General features: G+C 70.2%; 16 protein-coding genes and 1 riboswitch. Of the genes, 9 read left to right on the forward strand and 7 right to left on the reverse strand.

Annotated features, from left to right (window positions below; translation table 11 throughout):
- Nucleotides 1-23: 23 nt before the first annotated feature.
- The 6 genes from C8E84_RS15765 (at nt 24) to C8E84_RS15790 (ending at nt 6209) form a co-directional block, all read left to right on the forward strand.
- The gene (locus tag C8E84_RS15765) at nt 24-1376 is read left to right on the forward strand and encodes an ABC transporter substrate-binding protein (protein WP_159903627.1); all 1353 of its coding nucleotides are present in this window, start codon (nt 24-26) and stop codon (nt 1374-1376) included.
- Between the two features lie 25 nt (nt 1377-1401).
- Nucleotides 1402-2322 (forward strand): carbohydrate ABC transporter permease, encoded by a 921-nt coding sequence (locus tag C8E84_RS15770; RefSeq protein ID WP_159903629.1) that lies wholly within the window; start codon nt 1402-1404, stop codon nt 2320-2322.
- On the forward strand, nt 2319-3245 hold the full coding sequence (locus C8E84_RS15775; RefSeq protein WP_159903631.1) for a carbohydrate ABC transporter permease: 927 nt from the start codon (nt 2319-2321) through the stop codon (nt 3243-3245). Before C8E84_RS15770 ends, C8E84_RS15775 begins: the two co-directional genes overlap by 4 nt.
- The gene (locus C8E84_RS15780) at nt 3242-5404 is read left to right on the forward strand and encodes an alpha-galactosidase (protein WP_159903633.1); all 2163 of its coding nucleotides are present in this window, start codon (nt 3242-3244) and stop codon (nt 5402-5404) included. Before C8E84_RS15775 ends, C8E84_RS15780 begins: the two co-directional genes overlap by 4 nt.
- Before the next feature lie 27 nt (nt 5405-5431).
- Complete coding sequence (locus tag C8E84_RS15785; protein ID WP_281348954.1) at nt 5432-5857, forward strand: PPOX class F420-dependent oxidoreductase; 426 nt, start codon at nt 5432-5434, stop codon at nt 5855-5857.
- A 136-nt stretch (nt 5858-5993) separates the two neighbouring features.
- Complete coding sequence (locus C8E84_RS15790; RefSeq protein ID WP_159903635.1) at nt 5994-6209, forward strand: hypothetical protein; 216 nt, start codon at nt 5994-5996, stop codon at nt 6207-6209.
- Between the two features lie 103 nt (nt 6210-6312).
- Here the strand turns inward: C8E84_RS15790 and C8E84_RS15795 are convergent, their stop codons facing one another.
- The 3 genes from C8E84_RS15795 to C8E84_RS15805 form a co-directional block, all read right to left on the reverse strand.
- Nucleotides 6313-8211, reverse strand: coding sequence for a CocE/NonD family hydrolase (locus C8E84_RS15795; protein WP_159903637.1), 1899 nt, complete (start codon nt 8209-8211; stop codon nt 6313-6315).
- Between the two features lie 124 nt (nt 8212-8335).
- A complete protein-coding gene (locus C8E84_RS15800) occupies nt 8336-8983 on the reverse strand; it encodes a response regulator (protein WP_159903639.1) in 648 nt (215 codons plus the stop codon).
- On the reverse strand, nt 8980-10128 hold the full coding sequence (locus tag C8E84_RS15805) for a sensor histidine kinase (protein ID WP_159903641.1): 1149 nt from the start codon (nt 10126-10128) through the stop codon (nt 8980-8982). Before C8E84_RS15805 ends, C8E84_RS15800 begins: the two co-directional genes overlap by 4 nt.
- Nucleotides 10129-10291: 163 nt before the next feature.
- Here C8E84_RS15805 and C8E84_RS15810 point away from each other — a divergent pair, with 163 nt between their 5' ends.
- The 3 genes from C8E84_RS15810 to purH all read left to right on the forward strand — a co-directional run bounded on the left by C8E84_RS15810 (nt 10292) and on the right by purH (nt 13444).
- Complete coding sequence (locus C8E84_RS15810; protein WP_159903643.1) at nt 10292-10792, forward strand: DUF6326 family protein; 501 nt, start codon at nt 10292-10294, stop codon at nt 10790-10792.
- Between the two features lie 135 nt (nt 10793-10927).
- Nucleotides 10928-11545: a hypothetical protein gene (locus C8E84_RS15815; protein ID WP_159903645.1), complete on the forward strand. Its 618-nt coding sequence runs from the start codon at nt 10928-10930 to the stop codon at nt 11543-11545.
- Nucleotides 11546-11701: 156 nt separating this feature from the next.
- Nucleotides 11702-11781, forward strand: a riboswitch (ZMP/ZTP riboswitch).
- 34 nt (nt 11782-11815) lie between these two features.
- Nucleotides 11816-13444 (forward strand): bifunctional phosphoribosylaminoimidazolecarboxamide formyltransferase/IMP cyclohydrolase, encoded by a 1629-nt coding sequence (gene purH, locus C8E84_RS15820; RefSeq protein ID WP_159903647.1) that lies wholly within the window; start codon nt 11816-11818, stop codon nt 13442-13444.
- Here purH and C8E84_RS15825 read toward each other — a convergent pair.
- The 4 genes from C8E84_RS15825 to C8E84_RS15840 form a co-directional block, all read right to left on the reverse strand.
- The gene (locus C8E84_RS15825; protein WP_159903649.1) at nt 13416-13931 is read right to left on the reverse strand and encodes a DUF418 domain-containing protein; all 516 of its coding nucleotides are present in this window, start codon (nt 13929-13931) and stop codon (nt 13416-13418) included. The two genes, purH and C8E84_RS15825, sit on opposite strands and share 29 nt — an antisense overlap.
- Nucleotides 13886-14470: an acyltransferase family protein gene (locus C8E84_RS15830; RefSeq protein ID WP_159903651.1), complete on the reverse strand. Its 585-nt coding sequence runs from the start codon at nt 14468-14470 to the stop codon at nt 13886-13888. Before C8E84_RS15830 ends, C8E84_RS15825 begins: the two co-directional genes overlap by 46 nt.
- A gap of 84 nt (nt 14471-14554) precedes the next feature.
- Entirely contained in the window at nt 14555-15694 is a 1140-nt protein-coding gene (bar, locus tag C8E84_RS15835; protein WP_159903653.1) for a barbiturase, read from the reverse strand.
- A 60-nt stretch (nt 15695-15754) separates the two neighbouring features.
- Nucleotides 15755-16690 carry a carbamate kinase gene (locus tag C8E84_RS15840; RefSeq protein ID WP_159903655.1) on the reverse strand — a complete coding sequence of 312 codons (936 nt, stop codon included), beginning with the start codon at nt 16688-16690 and terminating at the stop codon, nt 15755-15757.
- Nucleotides 16691-16755 lie beyond the last annotated feature (65 nt).

Genomic DNA, 16755 nt, shown 5'->3' on the forward strand with positions numbered 1-16755 from the left:
CAGCCCCCGTCAAAGGAGACACCATGGCACGCCCGACCTCGCGTGAGGCACAGTTCTCGAGCACCCTCCCCGCCTCCGTGCGAGGCGTCGACCGGCGCAGCCTGCTGCGCGGCGCCATCGGCGCGGGGGCCCTCTTCGGAGGCGCAGCGCTCCTCGGAGCCTGTGGCAGCGACACGGAGCCCTCGGCCTCGGGTGGCGCCTCGGCCGCGGCCGGCCCGGTGAAGTTCGGCATGAACGAGGCCAAGGGCTCCGGCCCCGCCTACGAGCGCCTTGCCGCGATGGCCGCCGCCTACGCCACGAAGGCCGGTGTCGAGGTCACGCAGAACGCGGTCGACCACAACACGTTCCAGGAGAGCATCAACACCTACCTCCAGGGCACGCCCGACGACGTCTTCACGTGGTTCGCCGGCTACCGCATGGCGCAGTTCGCCGAGAACCAGCTGATCAGCGACATCAGTGACGTGTGGCCCATCGACGGCCTCAGCGACGCGTTCAAGAAGTCCGCGACGGCCCCCGACGGCAAGCAGTACTTCGTGCCGGTCAGCTACTACCCGTGGGCGGTCTTCCACCGCAAGTCCGTCTTCGAGAAGAACGGCTGGACCCAGCCGACGACCCTCGACGAGCTCAACGCCCTCATGAAGGACATGCAGGGCAAGAAGATCACGCCGTTCGCGTTCGCAGCCAAGGACGCCTGGGCTCCGATGGGCACCTTCGACATCCTCAACATGCGCCTCAACGGTTACGACTTCCACATGGAGCTGTGCCAGGGCAAGCAGAAGTGGGACAGCGCGGAGGTCAAGAACGTCTTCTCCACCTGGGCCACGCTGCTGCCCTACCACCAGGAGAACTCGCTCGGCCGCACCTGGCAGGAGGCGGCCACCTCGATGGCCAACGAGGAGTGCGGGATGTACCTGCTCGGCACCTTCGTCGTGGACGGCGTCCCGCCGGAGGCCCAGGACGACCTCGACTTCTTCACCTTCCCCACGCTGGACGCCGCCATCGGCAACGACGCGCTCGACGCGCCGATCGACGGCTTCTGTGTCTCGGCCGCCAGTGACAACCAGGATGCCGGGAAGGCGTTCATCAAGTGGCTCGGCTCCGCCGAGGCGGCCGATGCGGGGAACAACGCGGCATCCGCGCCGTTCATCGCGGCCAACGCGGGCGCCAGCACCGCCAAGTACGGCGAGCTGCAGAAGAAGTCGGCCGAGGTCGTCCAGAACGCGAAGTCGATCGCGCAGTTCCTCGACCGCGACACCAACGCCGACCTCGCGAACACCGTCATCACCGCGTCGCTCCAGGAGTTCATCAAGAACCCCAGCGACATTGACGGCATCACCGCGTCCATCCAGCAGCAGGCCGCGTCCATCCTCGGCTGACGAACGACGCGAGGAGGGGAACCCCATGGCCATCGCCACGACAAAACGACGCAGCAAGGGCAGCACGCGCCGCGTCGAGAAGCGACAGAGCACGCGCGACCGCCTGGTCGTCATCGCGATGGTCGGGGTTCCCACCCTGCTCGTCATCTGGCTCGTCTGGCTCCCGGCGCTCGCGTCGGTGGCCCTGTCCTTCACGAGGTGGAACGGCTTCAGGCTCAGCGGGATCGAGTGGGTCGGCACGCAGAACTACAAGGACATCGTCTCGATCTACCCGCCCTTCTGGCCGGCCATCCAGAACAACCTCATCTGGCTGGTCTTCCTCTTCGTGCTACCGACGATCGGCGGGATCCTCATCGCCGTGGTCCTCGACCGGGAGATGCGGGGGAGCCGCTTCTACCAGACGGCCTTCTACCTGCCGGTCGTGCTGTCGATGGCGCTCGTCGGCTTCATCTGGCAGCTGTTCTACTCCACCGACCAGGGTCTGCTCAACGCCGTGCTCGGTACCAACATCGACTGGTACGGCGACCCGGACATCAACCTGTGGTCGGTGCTCGGCGCGACCTCGTGGCGGCACACCGGCTACATCATGCTCATCTACTTGGCAGGCCTGAAGGGCGTCGACGCGTCGCTGCGTGAGGCAGCGGCCGTCGACGGGGCCGGCGAGGTCAAGACGTTCTTCCACATCATCCTTCCGGTGATGCGGCCGATCAACATGGTCGTCCTCGTCATCGTCGTCATCGAGTCGCTGCGAGCGTTCGACCTCGTCTGGATCATCAACAAGGGCCGCAACGGGCTCGAGCTCATCGGGGCACTGGTGGCCCAGAACGTCGTCGGGGAAGCGACCCGCTTCGGCTTCGGCTCCGCGCTCGCGGTCATCATGATGCTCATCTCCACGGTGTTCATCGTCATCTACCTGCGCATCGTCTTCCGGGAGGAGCGCCGATGAGCGCCACGACCACGTCACCCTCGACCACGGGCGCGGCCAAGCCGTCCGTCCACACGGGCGCCGGCGGGGTGATGAACAAGCGCCGCGGGACCATCGCGACGGTCGTCATGCTCTTGCTCGCCCTGCTGTGGCTGTTCCCGCTGCTGTGGGCCCTCTACAACTCCTTCCGCAGCTACAGCTACACGCAGACCAACGGCTACCTCTCCTTCGGCGGCTGGACGTTGGACAACTACCAGAACGCCTGGAGCCGCGGCAACTTCGGGCTGCACCTCAAGAACTCGCTGCTCATCACCATCCCGGCGGTGGCACTGACGCTGTTCCTGTCCTCGATGGTCGCGTTCGTCCTGGCGCGGTTCTCCTACCGCTTCAACCTCACCCTGCTCGGGGTCTTCCTCGCCGCCAACCTGCTGCCACCCCAGGCCCTGCTCATCCCCGTGTTCAAGATGTTCCGCGAGATCCCGCTGCCGACCTTCATGAGCGAGAGCGGCACCATGCTCAACAGCTTCTGGGCGCTGATCCTGGTCAACACCGCCTTCCAGATGGGGTTCTGCACCTTCGTGCTGAGCAACTACATGAAGACGTTGCCCTACGAGATCTACGAGTCGGCCCAGCTCGACGGCGCCAGCGTGTGGCGGCAGTACTGGCAGCTGACGATGCCCCTGGTGCGCCCGGCCCTGGCGGCGTTGGCGACCTTGCAGGTGACGTGGATCTACAACGAGTTCTTCTGGGCCACGGTCCTCATCTCCCGCGGCGACAAGCTGCCCGTCACGAGCGCCCTGAACAACCTGCGCGGCCAGTTCTTCGCCGACACCAACCTCGTCGCGGCCGGGTCGATCATCGTCGCCCTGCCCGTGCTCATCGTCTTCTTCGTCCTGCAGAAGCAGTTCGTCGCCGGCCTCACCCTCGGCTCAACCAAGGGATGAGCACACCACTGGTCGTCATTCGTGGTGCTGGTTCCGCCCTCGTCCTCACGCAGGACGAGGGCGGTGCCCTGCCGCACGTCGTCCACTGGGGAACAGACCTCCCGGATGCCGTGCTCGGCGACCTCGCGTACCTCACCGGCGCGCCCGTCCCGCACAACCAGCCCGATGCCCCGTGGAACATCTCCGTCCTGCCCACGTCGGGCCAGGGCTGGCTCGGCACGCCGGCGCTGGAGATCCACCGTGCCGGCGGACGGACCGCTCCTCGGTGGGTGGCCACCCTCGAGGGCGGCGACCACGACGCGACGGTGCGTGCGACGGCATCCGACGTCGGTCTCGAGGTGGTCGTGCGCTACCGCCTCGACGAGCACGGGGTGCTCACCGTCGACACCCAACTGACCAACACCGCCGCCGATGGCGAGCCCGTCGACGTGGGGGCGCTGCGCGCCGTGCTGCCCCTGCCGACCCGCGCCGACGAGGTGCTCGACCTCACGGGCCGCTGGTGCCTCGAGCGCGCGCCTCAGCGGCGCCCGCTCACGGACGGCACGTGGGTGCGCACCGGTCGTCGGGGGCGCACCGGCCACGACGCGACCCTGCTCATGGCCGCTGGTACCACCGGTTTCGGCTTCCGCTCCGGAGAGGTGTGGGCCACCCACGTCGCGTGGAGCGGTAACCACGAACACCTCGTCGAGCGCCTGCCCGAGGGTGCCGGCGCCCACGCCGCCGTGCTCGGTGGTGGTGAGGCGCTGACACCCGGTGAGGTCAGGCTCGCGCCGGGGGAGACCTACCGGGCGCCGCGCGTCGTGTTCGTCCACTCCGCCGAGGGGCTCGACGGCATCACCCGATCCCTCGTGCGGCACCAGCGCGCACAGTCGGGGTACCGCACCACGGCACGGCCGCTCGTGCTCAACACGTGGGAGGCCGTGTACTTCCAGACCGACCTCGACCAGTTGCGCCGCCTCGCCGACACTGCCGCGACGATCGGCGTCGAGCGCTTCGTGCTCGACGACGGCTGGTTCGGGTCGCGACGCGACGACCACCGCGGCCTCGGTGACTGGGTGGTGTCGCGGGAGGTCTGGCCCGAGGGGCTGGCCCCGATCGTCGACCACGTCAAGGGTCTCGGGATGGAGTTCGGGCTCTGGTTCGAGCCCGAGATGGTCAACCTCGACTCCGACCTCGTGCGCGCCCACCCCGACTGGGTGCTCGGCCCGGTTGCGGGTGTGCCGCTGCCCTCGCGCCACCAGCACGTGCTGGACCTGGCCAAACCCCACGCCTTTGCGCACGTCCTCGAGGCGATGAGTGCCCTCGTGGCGCAGTACGGCATCGACTTCATCAAGTGGGACCACAACCGCGACCTGCACGAGGCGGTGCGCACCGACGGCTCCGGCACGGACCGGCCCGCCGTGCACGCCCAGACGAGCGCGACCTACCGGCTGCTCGACGAGCTCAGGCGGCGGCATCCGGGTCTGGAGATCGAGTCGTGCTCCAGCGGTGGGGCGCGCGTCGACCTCGGGGTGCTCGAACGCACCGACCGGGTGTGGACCTCGGACTGCAACGACGCCCTCGAACGGGTGGCCATCCAGCGCTGGACCGGCCTGCTCGTGCCGCCAGAGCGGATGGGCACGCACATCGGCCCACCGACCGCGCACACCACCCACCGCCACCTCGACCTGTCGCTGCGCATGCTCGTCGCGCTCGGCGGGCACGCGGGGCTGGAGTGGGACATCACCACGTGCAGCACCGACGAGCTCGACGCGCTGCGGGCGTGGTCGGCCCTCTACCGCCAGCTGCGACCGCTGCTGCACGGCGGGGATGCCGTGCGCTCGGACCACCCGGACCCGGCCCTCGTCGTCGGCGGGGTGGTGGCTGCCGACCGGTCGGCCGCGGTGTTCACGGTCATCCAGGCGGTGTCGGGCCGCGGGGTCGCGCCCGGTGTCGTGCCGTTGCCGGGGCTGGATGCCGGGCGCCGCTACCGGGTGCGGGTGCGGTCGGAGGCCGGGTTGCCGGCCGTGATCGAGGTGCATCCACCCGCGTGGTGGGATGCCGCGCTGGGCGACGGGATCGTCGTCAGCGGGGCGGCACTCGGCGAGGTCGGGTTGGCCCTGCCCGTGCTGGCACCGGCCCAGGGATTCCTCCTCCACCTGGAGGGCGTCGACGCCTGAGGGCCCGGCTGGTGACAGACTCGGTCGGTGGCCATCCCTCCTTCGCACCTGTCGTTCGCCGCTCTGGAGTTCATGACGGAGCGGCACCTCGCGACGTTGACCACCCTGCGGGCTGACGGATCACCGCACGTCGTGCCGGTGGGGTTCACCTGGGATGACGACCTGCTCGTCGCGCGCGTCATCGCGAGTCGGAGCAGCGCCAAGGTCGTCCAGGCCCGCGCCGGCCGCCGGGCGGCGCTGTCGCAGGTGCAGGCCCGTCGTTGGATCACCCTCGAAGGGTCGACGAGGGTGCTGGAGGACCCGGCATCCGTGCGCGATGCCGAGCAGCGGTACGCGCAGCGCTACCGCGTGCCGCGCGAGAACCCCGAGCGAGTCGTCATCGTGCTCGACGTCGACCGGGTGCTCGGTGGGGACTGGCCGCACCCGCTGCCACCCTCGCCGTACGCGACCTGAGCCGGGCAGCGTCGACCAGCTCTCCCCGGACCGCGCCGGGAAAGATTCTTTGGCACGGTGCATCCGGGGTCGCCCCCTTCACGGAATGACTGTCAGCGGGTGCAGAGAGGCACCCCACCAACTGAAGGGACGCATCATGAAGCGCTTTCTCGTCGCAGGGGCAGTTGCCGCTTTCGCCATGGTCGGCTTCTCCAGCACCGCCCGGGCCGCACCGGCACAGGCCGCGTGCTTCGGCCAGGTCCACAAGCTCGTGAACAGTGGTGGCCTCCCCGGTATCGACAACGTCGGGCAGCTCGTCGGCGCCCTCGGTGGCGGCCAGAACAAGAACGCCACCGCCAAGACCTTCTGCTGACCGCCCGCCAGACCCGGCGCTGAGCGCTCGGGCCCACACGCCAGAGGCGGCTCGGACCACGTGGTCCGAGCCGCCTCTTGGCGTGCTGTTGTGCCCTGGTGCCTTACGGGTGCGGGACGATGAACTCGTCGAGCAGGGGCAGGGTGCCCTCGCGCAGGTCGGCGGTCTTCTCCGGCTTGATCTGGCCCGGGGCGAAGCTGGCCATCGGGCCATCGATCGGCAGGTTCAACCGTGAGGTGGCGAGGTTGACGCTGTACGTCTGCGCCGAGGTGTCGATGGCGGTGACGCCCGAGCGGTTGCCGCTGATCACGAGGCCGAGCTGGTGGCCGGCGGGGACGACGACGTCGTTGGCCTGGAGCTCCACCGTGACGTTCTTCGTGCCCTCACCGTCGAGGCGGATCCAGCCGCGGGCGAGGACCTGCAGCTCGGTGGGCCCGACCCGGCGGGTCACGTCGCGGTAGCAGGCGTCGTCGACGGCGGTCGAGGCGCCCCAGCAGCTCTCGGTCGTGAGGGTCAGGGCGCCGTCGTTGGTCGTGAGCACACGGTCCATCGCGCCGTAGTCGACGAGCTGCACCGAGAGCTGCCCGACCGGGCGGCCCTGGGTGACCTCGAGGTCGACGGTGGGGGTGCCCGAGATCCGGACCTCGCTCCTGGTGGTGCCGGTCAGGAACTGCAGCTTGTTCGGGCTGGCCCCGATCCGCACGGCGTTGGCCTCGCTGAGCCCGGCCGAGTTGACGTAGCTGAGCGTGGTGTCGTCCTTGGTGCCCAGGCGCATGGTGCCGTCGGAGCGCAGGGCCAGCTTCATCATCCGGGAGCCCTTGCTGGGCCAGGCGTCCGACTGGACCCAGCGGTCGGGGGCGACCTCGACGTCGACGGCAGGCTCGTTCAGGATGCCGTTGTCCACCTGCATCAGCTCGTGGTCGAACCAGCGGTGCAGCGTGTCGACCCACCGGTCACGGTCGGAGTCGAACGGGTCGACGTGCCCGAGCCGGGTCAGCCACATCTTGCGGTCGACGCCGGCCTCGCCGAGGTCCTGCCACCACGTCGACGCGTTGCGCATGCGGACGTTGTTGTCCTGCAGCCCGTGCATGATGAACACGCTGGCCTTGACCTTGGAGACGTCGTAGAACGAGCCCTCGCGGTAGTCCCGCTCGGCCCAGAAGTCGGTGTACGCACCGGTCTCGTCGCCGTCGTTGGCGTTCATGAAGGCGTTGGTCGCCACGCAGTTCGTGGGGACCGTGCGGCGCTGGGCGATCGTCGTGGACAGGCTGCTCGGGTAATTGGTCGACTTCACCGCGTTCTGGTAGCGGTTGTAGTCGTACCACGAGCTGATCGCGCTGATCGGGACGATGGTCTCCAGGCCCTCGACCCCGGTGGCCGCGACCCCGTTGGCGAGGGTGCCGTCGTAGGACTTGCCGATCATGCCGGTGCGTCCGTTGCTCCACGTCGCCTCGACGACCTCACCGGCGGCGTTGCGGGCGACCGCGTTGCCGTTGAGCCATTCGACGACGACCTTGATCGACTCGATGTCCGAGCGACCACCCTGGTCGGCGCAGCCGGTCGAGCGGCCGGTGCCGGCCATGTCGGGGGCGACGAACGCGTAGCCGCGCGGCACGAAGTAGTTGTCATAGAACAGCGGCATCTTCGCCGGGTTGCCGTTGGCGTCGTAGGTCTTGTACTCGGCGTCGTTGCCGCGTCCGAGGCTGAGGTAGTACGGGCTGGCGTCCATGACGACCGGGATCCGCGCGGTGCCGTCGAGCTCGCGCGGGCGGACGATGTCGGTGGCGATGCGCTCCTGCGCGCCGTCACCGTCCAGGTCGGGGGCGGTGACCCAGACCGTCTCGCGGATCGCGTCCGCGTACTCGAAGACCGGGGCGGTGACGCCGTCGACGATCGTCGGGGCTGGTGGCGGATCATCCGCCGCCTGGCTGACACCTCCCGAGACCACCAGGAGGGGGGCGATCAGCCCCATGGACGCGGTCAGGAATGCAGCGGGTCGCACAGTGGACCTCCTGGGAAGGGCGGAGCCCCGCAGGGATGGCGCGGAGCCTCGGCGTTCGGAACCTAACAGCGGTGAGTTGGTTGCGGGGGGAAACCAATCAAGAACTTCTGGCCACCCTCTCGTTTCAGACGCGGCCGGTCTCGTGGGCCCACATCGCGACCTCGACGCGGTTCCGGGCGCCGAGCTTGCGCATGAGGCTGGCCAGGTGGGCCTTGACGGTGCTCGTGGTGATGAAGAGCTCGCTCGCGATCTCGTCGTTGGTCCGGCCCCTGGCGACGGTGACGAGCACCTCCTCCTCCCTCGCGGTGAGCGGCTCCAGGGGCTGTCGGGCCGCTTCCGCTCGCGAGGTGGCGAAGGTGGCGAGCAGCCGCACGGTGACACTCGGTGCGATGAGCGCATCACCCTCGGCGGCCGCGTGGATCGCCCGGGTCAGCAGGTCGGGGCCGGCGTCCTTCAGCAGGAAGCCGCGGGCGCCGGCCTTCAGGGCGCCGTGGACGTACTCGTCGAGGTCGAAGGTGGTGATGACGATGATGGGCAGCGGGTCCTCGACGTCGGGGCCGGCGAGCTGGCGGGTGGCCTCGATGCCGTCCATCACCGGCATCCGGACGTCGAACAGCCCGACGTCGGGCCGTAACTGTCGTGCCAGTCGGACGGCTTCGCGACCGTCGGCGGCCGCACCGACCACGTCGATGTCGGGCTGGGCGTCGAGCAGCATCGTCAGCCCGCTCCGCACGATGGGCTGGTCGTCGGCGACGAGGACCCTGATGCTCATCGGGCCACCCCCGCCCGGGGCAGGTTCGCCTCGACCCGCCAACCGCGGTCGGCGGTGGGACCGGCGGCGAAGGTGCCGCCGAGCAGGGTCGCGCGCTCGCGCATGCCGACCAGCCCGTAGCCGTCGGGGGAGCGGTGGGGTGAGCCGGTGGAGCCGTCGTCGTCGACGGTCAGCAGCACGCGGTCTGCCTCGCCGGCAACCCGCACGCAGACGCGGGTGGCGTGGCGGGCGTGGCGCCTGGCGTTGGTGACGGACTCCTGGGCCAGGCGGTAGATGGCTGCCTCGACGCTCGGGCTGAGGTCCTGGAGCTCGCCGGTGAGTGTCACCTCGACGAGGGGCTGCACGGGGCCCGTGGTGGCGAGCTGTTCGATGTCGGCCATGCCCGGCTGGGGAGTGAACGCGGTGTGCTGGGCGTCGCGCAGGACGCCGACGATGGCGCGCAGCTCGGTGAGGGTCTGGGTGGCGGCGTCCTCGATGGTGGCCAGGGCCTCGACGGCCCGCCCGGGGTTGCTGGCGGCGATGGCGCGACCCGCCTGGGCCTGGATCGCGATGCCCGACACGTGGTGGGCGACGACGTCGTGCAGCTCGCGGGCGAGCTGCTCGCGTTCGCGGGCCTTGGCCTCCTCGATGTCGCGGACGCGGATCCGGGCCCGGTAGCGGACGGCGGCGCCGAGCGCTGCCGCGAAGAAGAAGAACGCGTACCCGGTGATCGTGTCGGTCAGGGTGGTCACGTCGGCGACGAAGGTGATGGCCAGCCAGGTGAGGATCACGAGCAGCCCGCGAACGGCATCCCGACCCGACCCCCACCGGAACAACGCATAGGTGAGGACCAACGTGGCCGACACGCTCGACGGCAGGACGCCCTGGGTGCCCGTGGCCATCCGGACGAGGTCGACAACGATCAGCGTGCCGAAGGCCACGAGGACTGCGGGGAGCGGGTGGGACCGCCGCCAGGGAAGGGGTGCGACCGCTGCGAGCGTCGCGATGAGGAGCAGGGGAACGGGCGCCATGCCGTCGCGAAGGACTGCCTCGTTGAGGGCCCAGCCGACGAAGGCCGCGACGAGGGCCCAGTCGCCCGCACCGGTCTCCGGCGGGTTCGCGGGTCGAGGTTCGACCCACAGCGAGCGCAGTGCGTCAGTGGCCACCCGGTCAGCGTAGGCATCGCGCGTCGCCGGGGTATCCGCCGAAAGGCCAACCGGGCCCTTGGGCCAACGAACAGGTCACGTCAGGTCCACGGGCGGATGCGGCCGCGCACGGCATCCGTGAGGGTCGTAAAGGTCACCAAACCCCACGACAACGGAGCACCTGATGAGCACGTCCAGCCCCACCGCCGCCCTGGAGGACCTGCGAATGCCCGTGGAGGCCAGGCTCGCCGCAGCCTGGACGAGCTTCATGTTCCTCTACGTCTACGTCGACCACCTCTCGCTGTACAAGCCCGGAGTCCTCGACGAGCTGCTGGCCGGGCGGGTGCACGAGTTCGACACCGGCCCGACCTTCGTCGCCATGGGGCTCACGCTCGTGGCCGTCCCGATCCTCATGATCGTGTGCTCGATGACCCTGCCGGCCCGGGTGAACCGCGTGGCCAACCTCGTCGTCGCATCGCTCTACCTGCCGATCACCGTGTACAACGTCGCGGGCGAACCGATGTCGTACGCCTTCTTCTACGCCCTGTCCATCGGTCTCGAGGTGCTGCTGCTGGCCTACATCGCGTGGTCGGCCTGGGCCTGGCCGCGCGTTGCGGCCCCGGCCGCCGGGGCCGCCGGGGCGGGCCTGCCAACCGGCAAGAGTGCCAACTCCCCGGTTGGCTGAGCGTGAGGCGGGGCGGGCGCGACGGCCTTTGCCGGTCGGTGAGCCCGCCCGCCCCGGCCGTCATGACGGGCGGCGCGAACTCGCCCCGTATCATTGGGGGTGACGGCGGGGATGCCGCCGGGTCAGGAGGCCACGATGACGACGTTCGCTGGTGATGGCGGCCTGTTCGTGAGTGATCTGCTGGTGATCGGGCTCCTGGTGCTGCTGGCTGTCGTCCTGGGGTTCGGCCTGACCGTGACGTTCATCGTGTGGCGGCTGGTTCGGGGTGTGCGCCGCTGGGTGGCCCGGCGACGGGGAGTGGCTGCCGCGCAACCGCGGATGGTGCGCAAGCCCGGGCCCGCGCGTGACGTCGCCAAGCTGCGTCGAGAACTGAGCGACGAGGTGTCGGCGGCCGAGCTGATTCTGTCTCGCGCCAAGAACGGCAGGGTGTTCGTCGCCGACGCGCAGACCCTGCTCGACGACCTGAAGGTCGGCGCCGCATCGCTCGATGCCAACATGGCCAGCGTCCAGAACTACTCGGATGCCGCTCAGCAGCGCGCGGCCCTGGAGGCGCTGCGGCCCCAGGTCGCGAAGCTCATCGAGACCAGCTACCTGGCGCGGCAGACCTTGCTGCAGACCGAGATCGCCGACCGCGAACGACACCTCACCGACCTCAGCGACCACGTCGAGCGGCAGGCCGAAGCCTTGAAGATCTACCGCGACGAGTCGCACAGCCTCAACCTCGACGACCTGCGCGAACACCCGGCCCGCTAGGCGGGCACGAGGGGTGCCAATCGCGCGGTGGGTCGCGCCCTTGGCATCCCTACTGGAGATGTCGCGCACGGGCTGGGGTGCCAATCGCGCGGTGGGTCGCGCCCTTGGCACCCCCTCGACTCGCCTTGGCACGGCCCGTGCCGCCGCGTCGGTAGACTGGCCCCAGACGACTGGCGAGGGTGGGGCACCACCGGGAAGTCACACGTCGGGACGCATCGCCCGCCTGGGTGCCCCGCAGCGTGACCGACCCGACCCCGCAAGGAGCCCACCATGGCTGTCGAAGTGTCCACCCCCGGCCCCACGCAGGACGTCCGGCCGGTGCGCCGCGCCCTGATCTCGGTGTTCGACAAGGCAGGGCTGGAGGACCTCGTCCGCGGCCTGCACGAGGCCGGTGTCGCCCTGGTCTCCACCGGTGGTTCGGCCGCCCTCATCGAGTCGCTCGGCCTGCCCGTCACCAAGGTCGAGCAGCTCACCGGCTTCCCCGAGTGCCTCGAGGGCCGGGTCAAGACGCTGCACCCGCTCGTGCACGCCGGCATCCTCGCCGACACCCGCAAGCCCGACCACGTCGCCCAGCTGGGCGAGCTCGGTGTGGAGGCCTTCGACCTGGTCGTCGTCAACCTCTACCCGTTCGCCGACACCGTGGCGTCGGGCGCTGCGGCCGACCAGATCGTCGAGAACATCGACATCGGCGGCCCGTCGATGGTGCGCGCCGCAGCCAAGAACCACCCCAGCGTCGCCGTCGTCACCGACCCGTCGACCTACGGCGACGTGCTGGATGCCGTGCGCGCCGGCGGCTTCACGTTCGCCCAGCGCCAGCGCCTCGCGGCGCAGGCGTTCGTGCACACCGCGACCTATGACGTGGCCGTCGCCTCGTGGATGGGCAACGCCTACACAGACACCTCGGACGGGACCGGCTTCCCGGCCTGGGCCGGCGCGACCTGGGACAAGGCTGCGGTGCTGCGTTACGGCGAGAACCCGCACCAGCAGGCAGCCCTGTACACCAATGGTTTCCAGCCCCAGCCCGGCCTTGCGCAGGCGATCCAGCTCCACGGCAAGGAGATGTCGTACAACAACTACATCGACGCAGACGCCGCCGTGCGGGCCGCCTACGACCACGGTGACCAGCCCACGGTGGCCGTGATCAAGCACGGCAACCCCTGCGGCATCGCCGTCGGCACCGACATCGCGCAGGCCCACCGCAAGGCCCACGAGTGTGACCCGGTGTCGGCGTTCGGCGGCATCATCGCCACCAACCGCCCCGTCACGCTCGAGATGGCGCGCACCGTCGCCGACATCTTCACCGAGGTCGTCGTCGCCCCCGGGTTCGACGACGATGCCCTCGAGGTGCTCACGGCGAAGAAGAACGTCCGCCTCCTGCAGTGCGCGGCTCCCGGCCGCGGTGGCGTGGAGACGCGCCCGATCAGCGGCGGCCTGCTCATGCAGCAGCGCGATGGTGTCGACGCCGTGGTGCGCGGCGACGACGACACGGTCACCGGCGGCGACGACGTGGCGAACTGGCGCCTGGTCTCCGGCGACCCGGCCGACGACGCGACCCTGGCAGACCTCCAGTTCGCCTGGCGGGCGGTGCGCGCGGTGAAGTCCAACGCCATCCTGCTCGCCCGCGAGGGGGGATCGGTCGGCATCGGCATGGGCCAGGTCAACCGGGTCGACTCCTGCCACCTCGCCGTCTCACGCGCCGGTGAGGACCGCGCACGAGGTGCCGTGGCGGCATCCGACGCGTTCTTCCCGTTCGCCGACGGGCTCCAGGTGCTGCTCGACGCCGGTGTTCGCGCCGTCGTCGCCCCCGGTGGGTCGATGCGCGACGCCGAGGTGATCGAGGCTGCTCAGGGCGCCGGCGTGACCATGTACTTCACCGGGACCCGTCACTTCGCGCACTGACCGAACTCCCCAGAGGACGGGGCCGCAGGACGTGGATCAGCCACTCCAGCGGCCCCGTTCCCATGAGTCGCTCCAGCAGCCACGACCCACCGACGACGACGAGGCTCGACCCGAGGATCCACCACTGGTCGTCCGGCGCACCGTCGCGCAGCGCTGACAGCAGCGCGAGCCACAGGATCTGCAGGGTGTAGGCGGTGAGCGCCAGGCGCCCTGCCGCGAGCAGCGGGGCGAGCACCCGGCGCAGCGAGATCCGCTCGGCCAGGGCCAGCATGATGAACGACGCGACCACGCTCCCCGTTGCGAGCAGCGTCGCGCCGATGACCTCGGCAGTGGTGCCGCTGTACGCGGCCGAGCCGGATGCCGTGCCCGCGCCGATGCGGTAGGCCGCCAGGCTCGCTGCGAACAGCGCCCCTGCCACGACCCACGCCTGCGGCAGGCGCGTCACCTGACGCAGGACAGCCGCCAGGGCCAGGCCCCCGAGCGCCATGGGCAGCAGGGTGGCCAGCCGATAGGCGCCCCCCGTGCCACCCACCCCATGAGGTCACTCAGCCAGCCCGGCCACGTCGCGACGTTCTCGTTCGCGACGAGTCTGGCCCGGTCGACGATCACCGGTGCCACGACGGCGAGGCCGGCCGCGAGACCGACGGTGAGCACCGGCATCCGGTGCAGGAGCAGGGCCAGCGGGGCCAGCACGATGACGAGCACCCCGAGGTAGGGCAGCACGACGATGATCTGGTCGTACATCCGCTGCAGGAGCACGCCGAGCACGATGAGGATGAGCCCGCGCTGGAGGTTGTCGCCGTGGAACCGACCGGGGTGAGGCGAGCGGTCGTGCAGGTCGATGCCCATCGAGGTGCCGATGATGACGGCGAAGAGCGGGGCCGTGAGGTACTGGGTGATGTTGGCCGGGCCACCGACGGGGCTGAGGTGGGCGATGAGCATCGACACGACCGCGAGGCCTCGGGCGGCATCCAACCCGTCCAGCCTGCTGGGCCGGGGCGCGGTCACGCTCGCGGTCGTCGACATGAGGCAGTCTGCCGGTCGAGAGTAAGCAACACGCCGCCTGCACCAGCATGCAGACGGCGTGTTGCTTACTCTCGACCGAGGTGGTCAGCGCGTCGGGGGGCGGTACCCCGTCGGCTCACCCGAGCCCAGGTCGACGATCGCCGCGACCGGGCCGCCACCCTCGGGGCCCTGGTGCGCGGCCGACACCGACACGAACACTGCCGGGTCGCCCGTTGCCGAGGCCGTGACGCCACCGACGCACGACTTGATCTGGCGGTGCCAGTGCACGTCGGAGTCGTCGAGCATCGCGTTGCGACGGCCGGCGACCTGCCCGTCGAGGCTGGCCTCGCACTTGAGGAAGACGTTGACCAGGCGGCCGTCGATGTCACTGCGGTGCGGGCGCTCGGGGAGGTCGAGGCCGGCATCCTTGATCGCCGCCCAGATGCCGTCCTGGTCGAGGGCGTCGTTCATCACCGAGTGGCCGATGCGGTAGCGGCCACCGACACCGCGGGCATTGCCGACGACGACGACCTGCGCCTGGTCGAGCTCGACGCCCGAGGAGCACGAGGCCACCGACGAGAACAGCTCGCGGTTGTGCATGACGTCGGCATCGGTCGGCATCTCGATCTCACCGAGGGCGACGGCGATTCCGAGCGCGGTGCAGCCGTTGGACAGGTCCATCGACTCGTGGGTGTGCTCGGTCCACACCTGCTTGCCGCGGGCCTTCGCGTCCCGGATCGTGTGGATGGTCAGCAGCGGGGTCTTGGTCTGCACGTAGTGCACGTCGGCGGGGTCGGTGATGCCGGCGCGCTCCATGGCGACCCTCACGGCATCCGCGACCTTGGAGACCATCGAGGTGTACCCGATCTCCTCGGGCAGCAGGTGCTCGGACATCGCGAACCCGACGGTCAGGCGCGGCTCGTCGGTCTGCTCGGCCTTGTCGGCGGGCACGGTCGCAAAGATCGTCGCGTGGGGGCTGATCACGCCGTCGGTGCCACCCGACCACACGATCGGGATCTCCTTGACGGCGGCCGGGTCGGCGCCCTTCTCGACGAGGATCTCGCGGAAGGCCCGGTCGGCGATGATGCGGGTGTAGTCGTTGACCCCGCCGTTGCCCTCGGTCTTGCCGATGACCGCGATGACGCGGCTGGCCTCGAACACGCCCTCGTCGATGAGCTTGCCCAGCTCGGAGGCGTCGGACACGGTGTGCAGCGGGACCTTGCGGACCTCGATGGCGTCAGGCACTTTGCGGGTTCCTTTCGTGGATGCCGGGGGGCGGCTCGGTGGGTCTGGTGCGGTCGGTGGTCAGTCGGGGTCGACGACGGTGCCGAAGCTGCCCTCGACGGCGTCGGTGATGTGGGTGAGGGACGTGATGACGCTGCGCGGCCCGCCGCCGACGACGAAGCGGAGGGCGGCGTCCACCTTGGGGCCCATCGACCCCGACGCGAACTGGCCGTCGGCGGCGTGGGCCCGAAGCTGCGAGACCGTGACGCGGCCGAGGTCGCGCTGGCTGGGGGTGCCCCAGTCGACGGCGGCGTGGTCGACGTCGGTGGCGATGACGAGGACGTCGGCGCCGATGGTGCGGGCGAGCAGGCCAGCGGTGAGGTCCTTGTCGATGACGGCCTCGACACCGCGCAGCCGACCAGCGGCATCGCGCACGACGGGGATGCCGCCCCCACCCGCCGCGACGACGACGTGGCCGGCCTCGAGCAGGGTGAGCAGGGCCGGCACGTCGAGCACCTCGAGGGGTTCGGGGGAGGCGACGACCCGGCGCCAGCCCTTCTCGCCGCGGTCCTGCCAGACCTGGCCGTGCTCGATCATCGGCTGGGCCTGCGCGTGGCTGAGGTAGCGACCGATGGGCTTCGTCGGGTGGGTGAACCCGGGGTCGTCACGGTCGACGAGGGTGCGGGTGACGATGGCTGCCACAGGGCGACGCGCGCCAGTGGCAGCGAGGGCGTCGTCGAGGGCATCGAGGATCGTGAAGCCGAGGGTGCCCTGGGTCTGGGCACCGCACCAGTCGAGCGGCACCGGCGGGACGACGTGGGCGGCGAGCTCGTTCTTGACCAGCAGGTTGCCCACCTGGGGGCCGTTGCCGTGGGTGATGACGAGCTCGTGACCGGCAGCGACGAGACGGGCCGCCGCGGTCATGGCGACCTCGACGGCAGCGATCTGGGCTGCCGGCGTCGCGCTGCCGTCGGGCGCGGTCATCGCGTTGCCGCCCAGCGCGAGGACTACCCGCATGACACGCCCTCCTTGGCTGACTCTGCTCGTGGTTCCGGGGGTCCCGGGTCTCGACACTAGAAGCC

Source organism: Ornithinibacter aureus, from assembly GCF_009858245.1.
Classification (GTDB): Bacteria; Actinomycetota; Actinomycetes; order Actinomycetales; family Dermatophilaceae; genus Fodinibacter; species Fodinibacter aureus.

Bases quoted from the DNA above. Each gene is read 5' to 3' on its own strand.
- C8E84_RS15800 (WP_159903639.1), bottom strand. From the start codon at position 8,983: ATGAGCATCAGGGTCCTCGTCGCCGACGACCAGCCCATCGTGCGGAGC.
- C8E84_RS15840 (WP_159903655.1), bottom strand. From the start codon at position 16,690: ATGCGGGTAGTCCTCGCGCTGGGCGGCAACGCGATGACCGCGCCCGAC.
- C8E84_RS15770 (WP_159903629.1), top strand. From the start codon at position 1,402: ATGGCCATCGCCACGACAAAACGACGCAGCAAGGGCAGCACGCGCCGC.
- C8E84_RS15780 (WP_159903633.1), top strand. From the start codon at position 3,242: ATGAGCACACCACTGGTCGTCATTCGTGGTGCTGGTTCCGCCCTCGTC.
- C8E84_RS15775 (WP_159903631.1), top strand. From the start codon at position 2,319: ATGAGCGCCACGACCACGTCACCCTCGACCACGGGCGCGGCCAAGCCG.
- C8E84_RS15765 (WP_159903627.1), top strand. From the start codon at position 24: ATGGCACGCCCGACCTCGCGTGAGGCACAGTTCTCGAGCACCCTCCCC.
- C8E84_RS15790 (WP_159903635.1), top strand. From the start codon at position 5,994: ATGAAGCGCTTTCTCGTCGCAGGGGCAGTTGCCGCTTTCGCCATGGTC.
- C8E84_RS15810 (WP_159903643.1), top strand. From the start codon at position 10,292: ATGAGCACGTCCAGCCCCACCGCCGCCCTGGAGGACCTGCGAATGCCC.
- C8E84_RS15825 (WP_159903649.1), bottom strand. From the start codon at position 13,931: ATGGCGCTCGGGGGCCTGGCCCTGGCGGCTGTCCTGCGTCAGGTGACG.
- C8E84_RS15815 (WP_159903645.1), top strand. From the start codon at position 10,928: ATGACGACGTTCGCTGGTGATGGCGGCCTGTTCGTGAGTGATCTGCTG.
- C8E84_RS15830 (WP_159903651.1), bottom strand. From the start codon at position 14,470: ATGTCGACGACCGCGAGCGTGACCGCGCCCCGGCCCAGCAGGCTGGAC.
- purH (WP_159903647.1), top strand. From the start codon at position 11,816: ATGGCTGTCGAAGTGTCCACCCCCGGCCCCACGCAGGACGTCCGGCCG.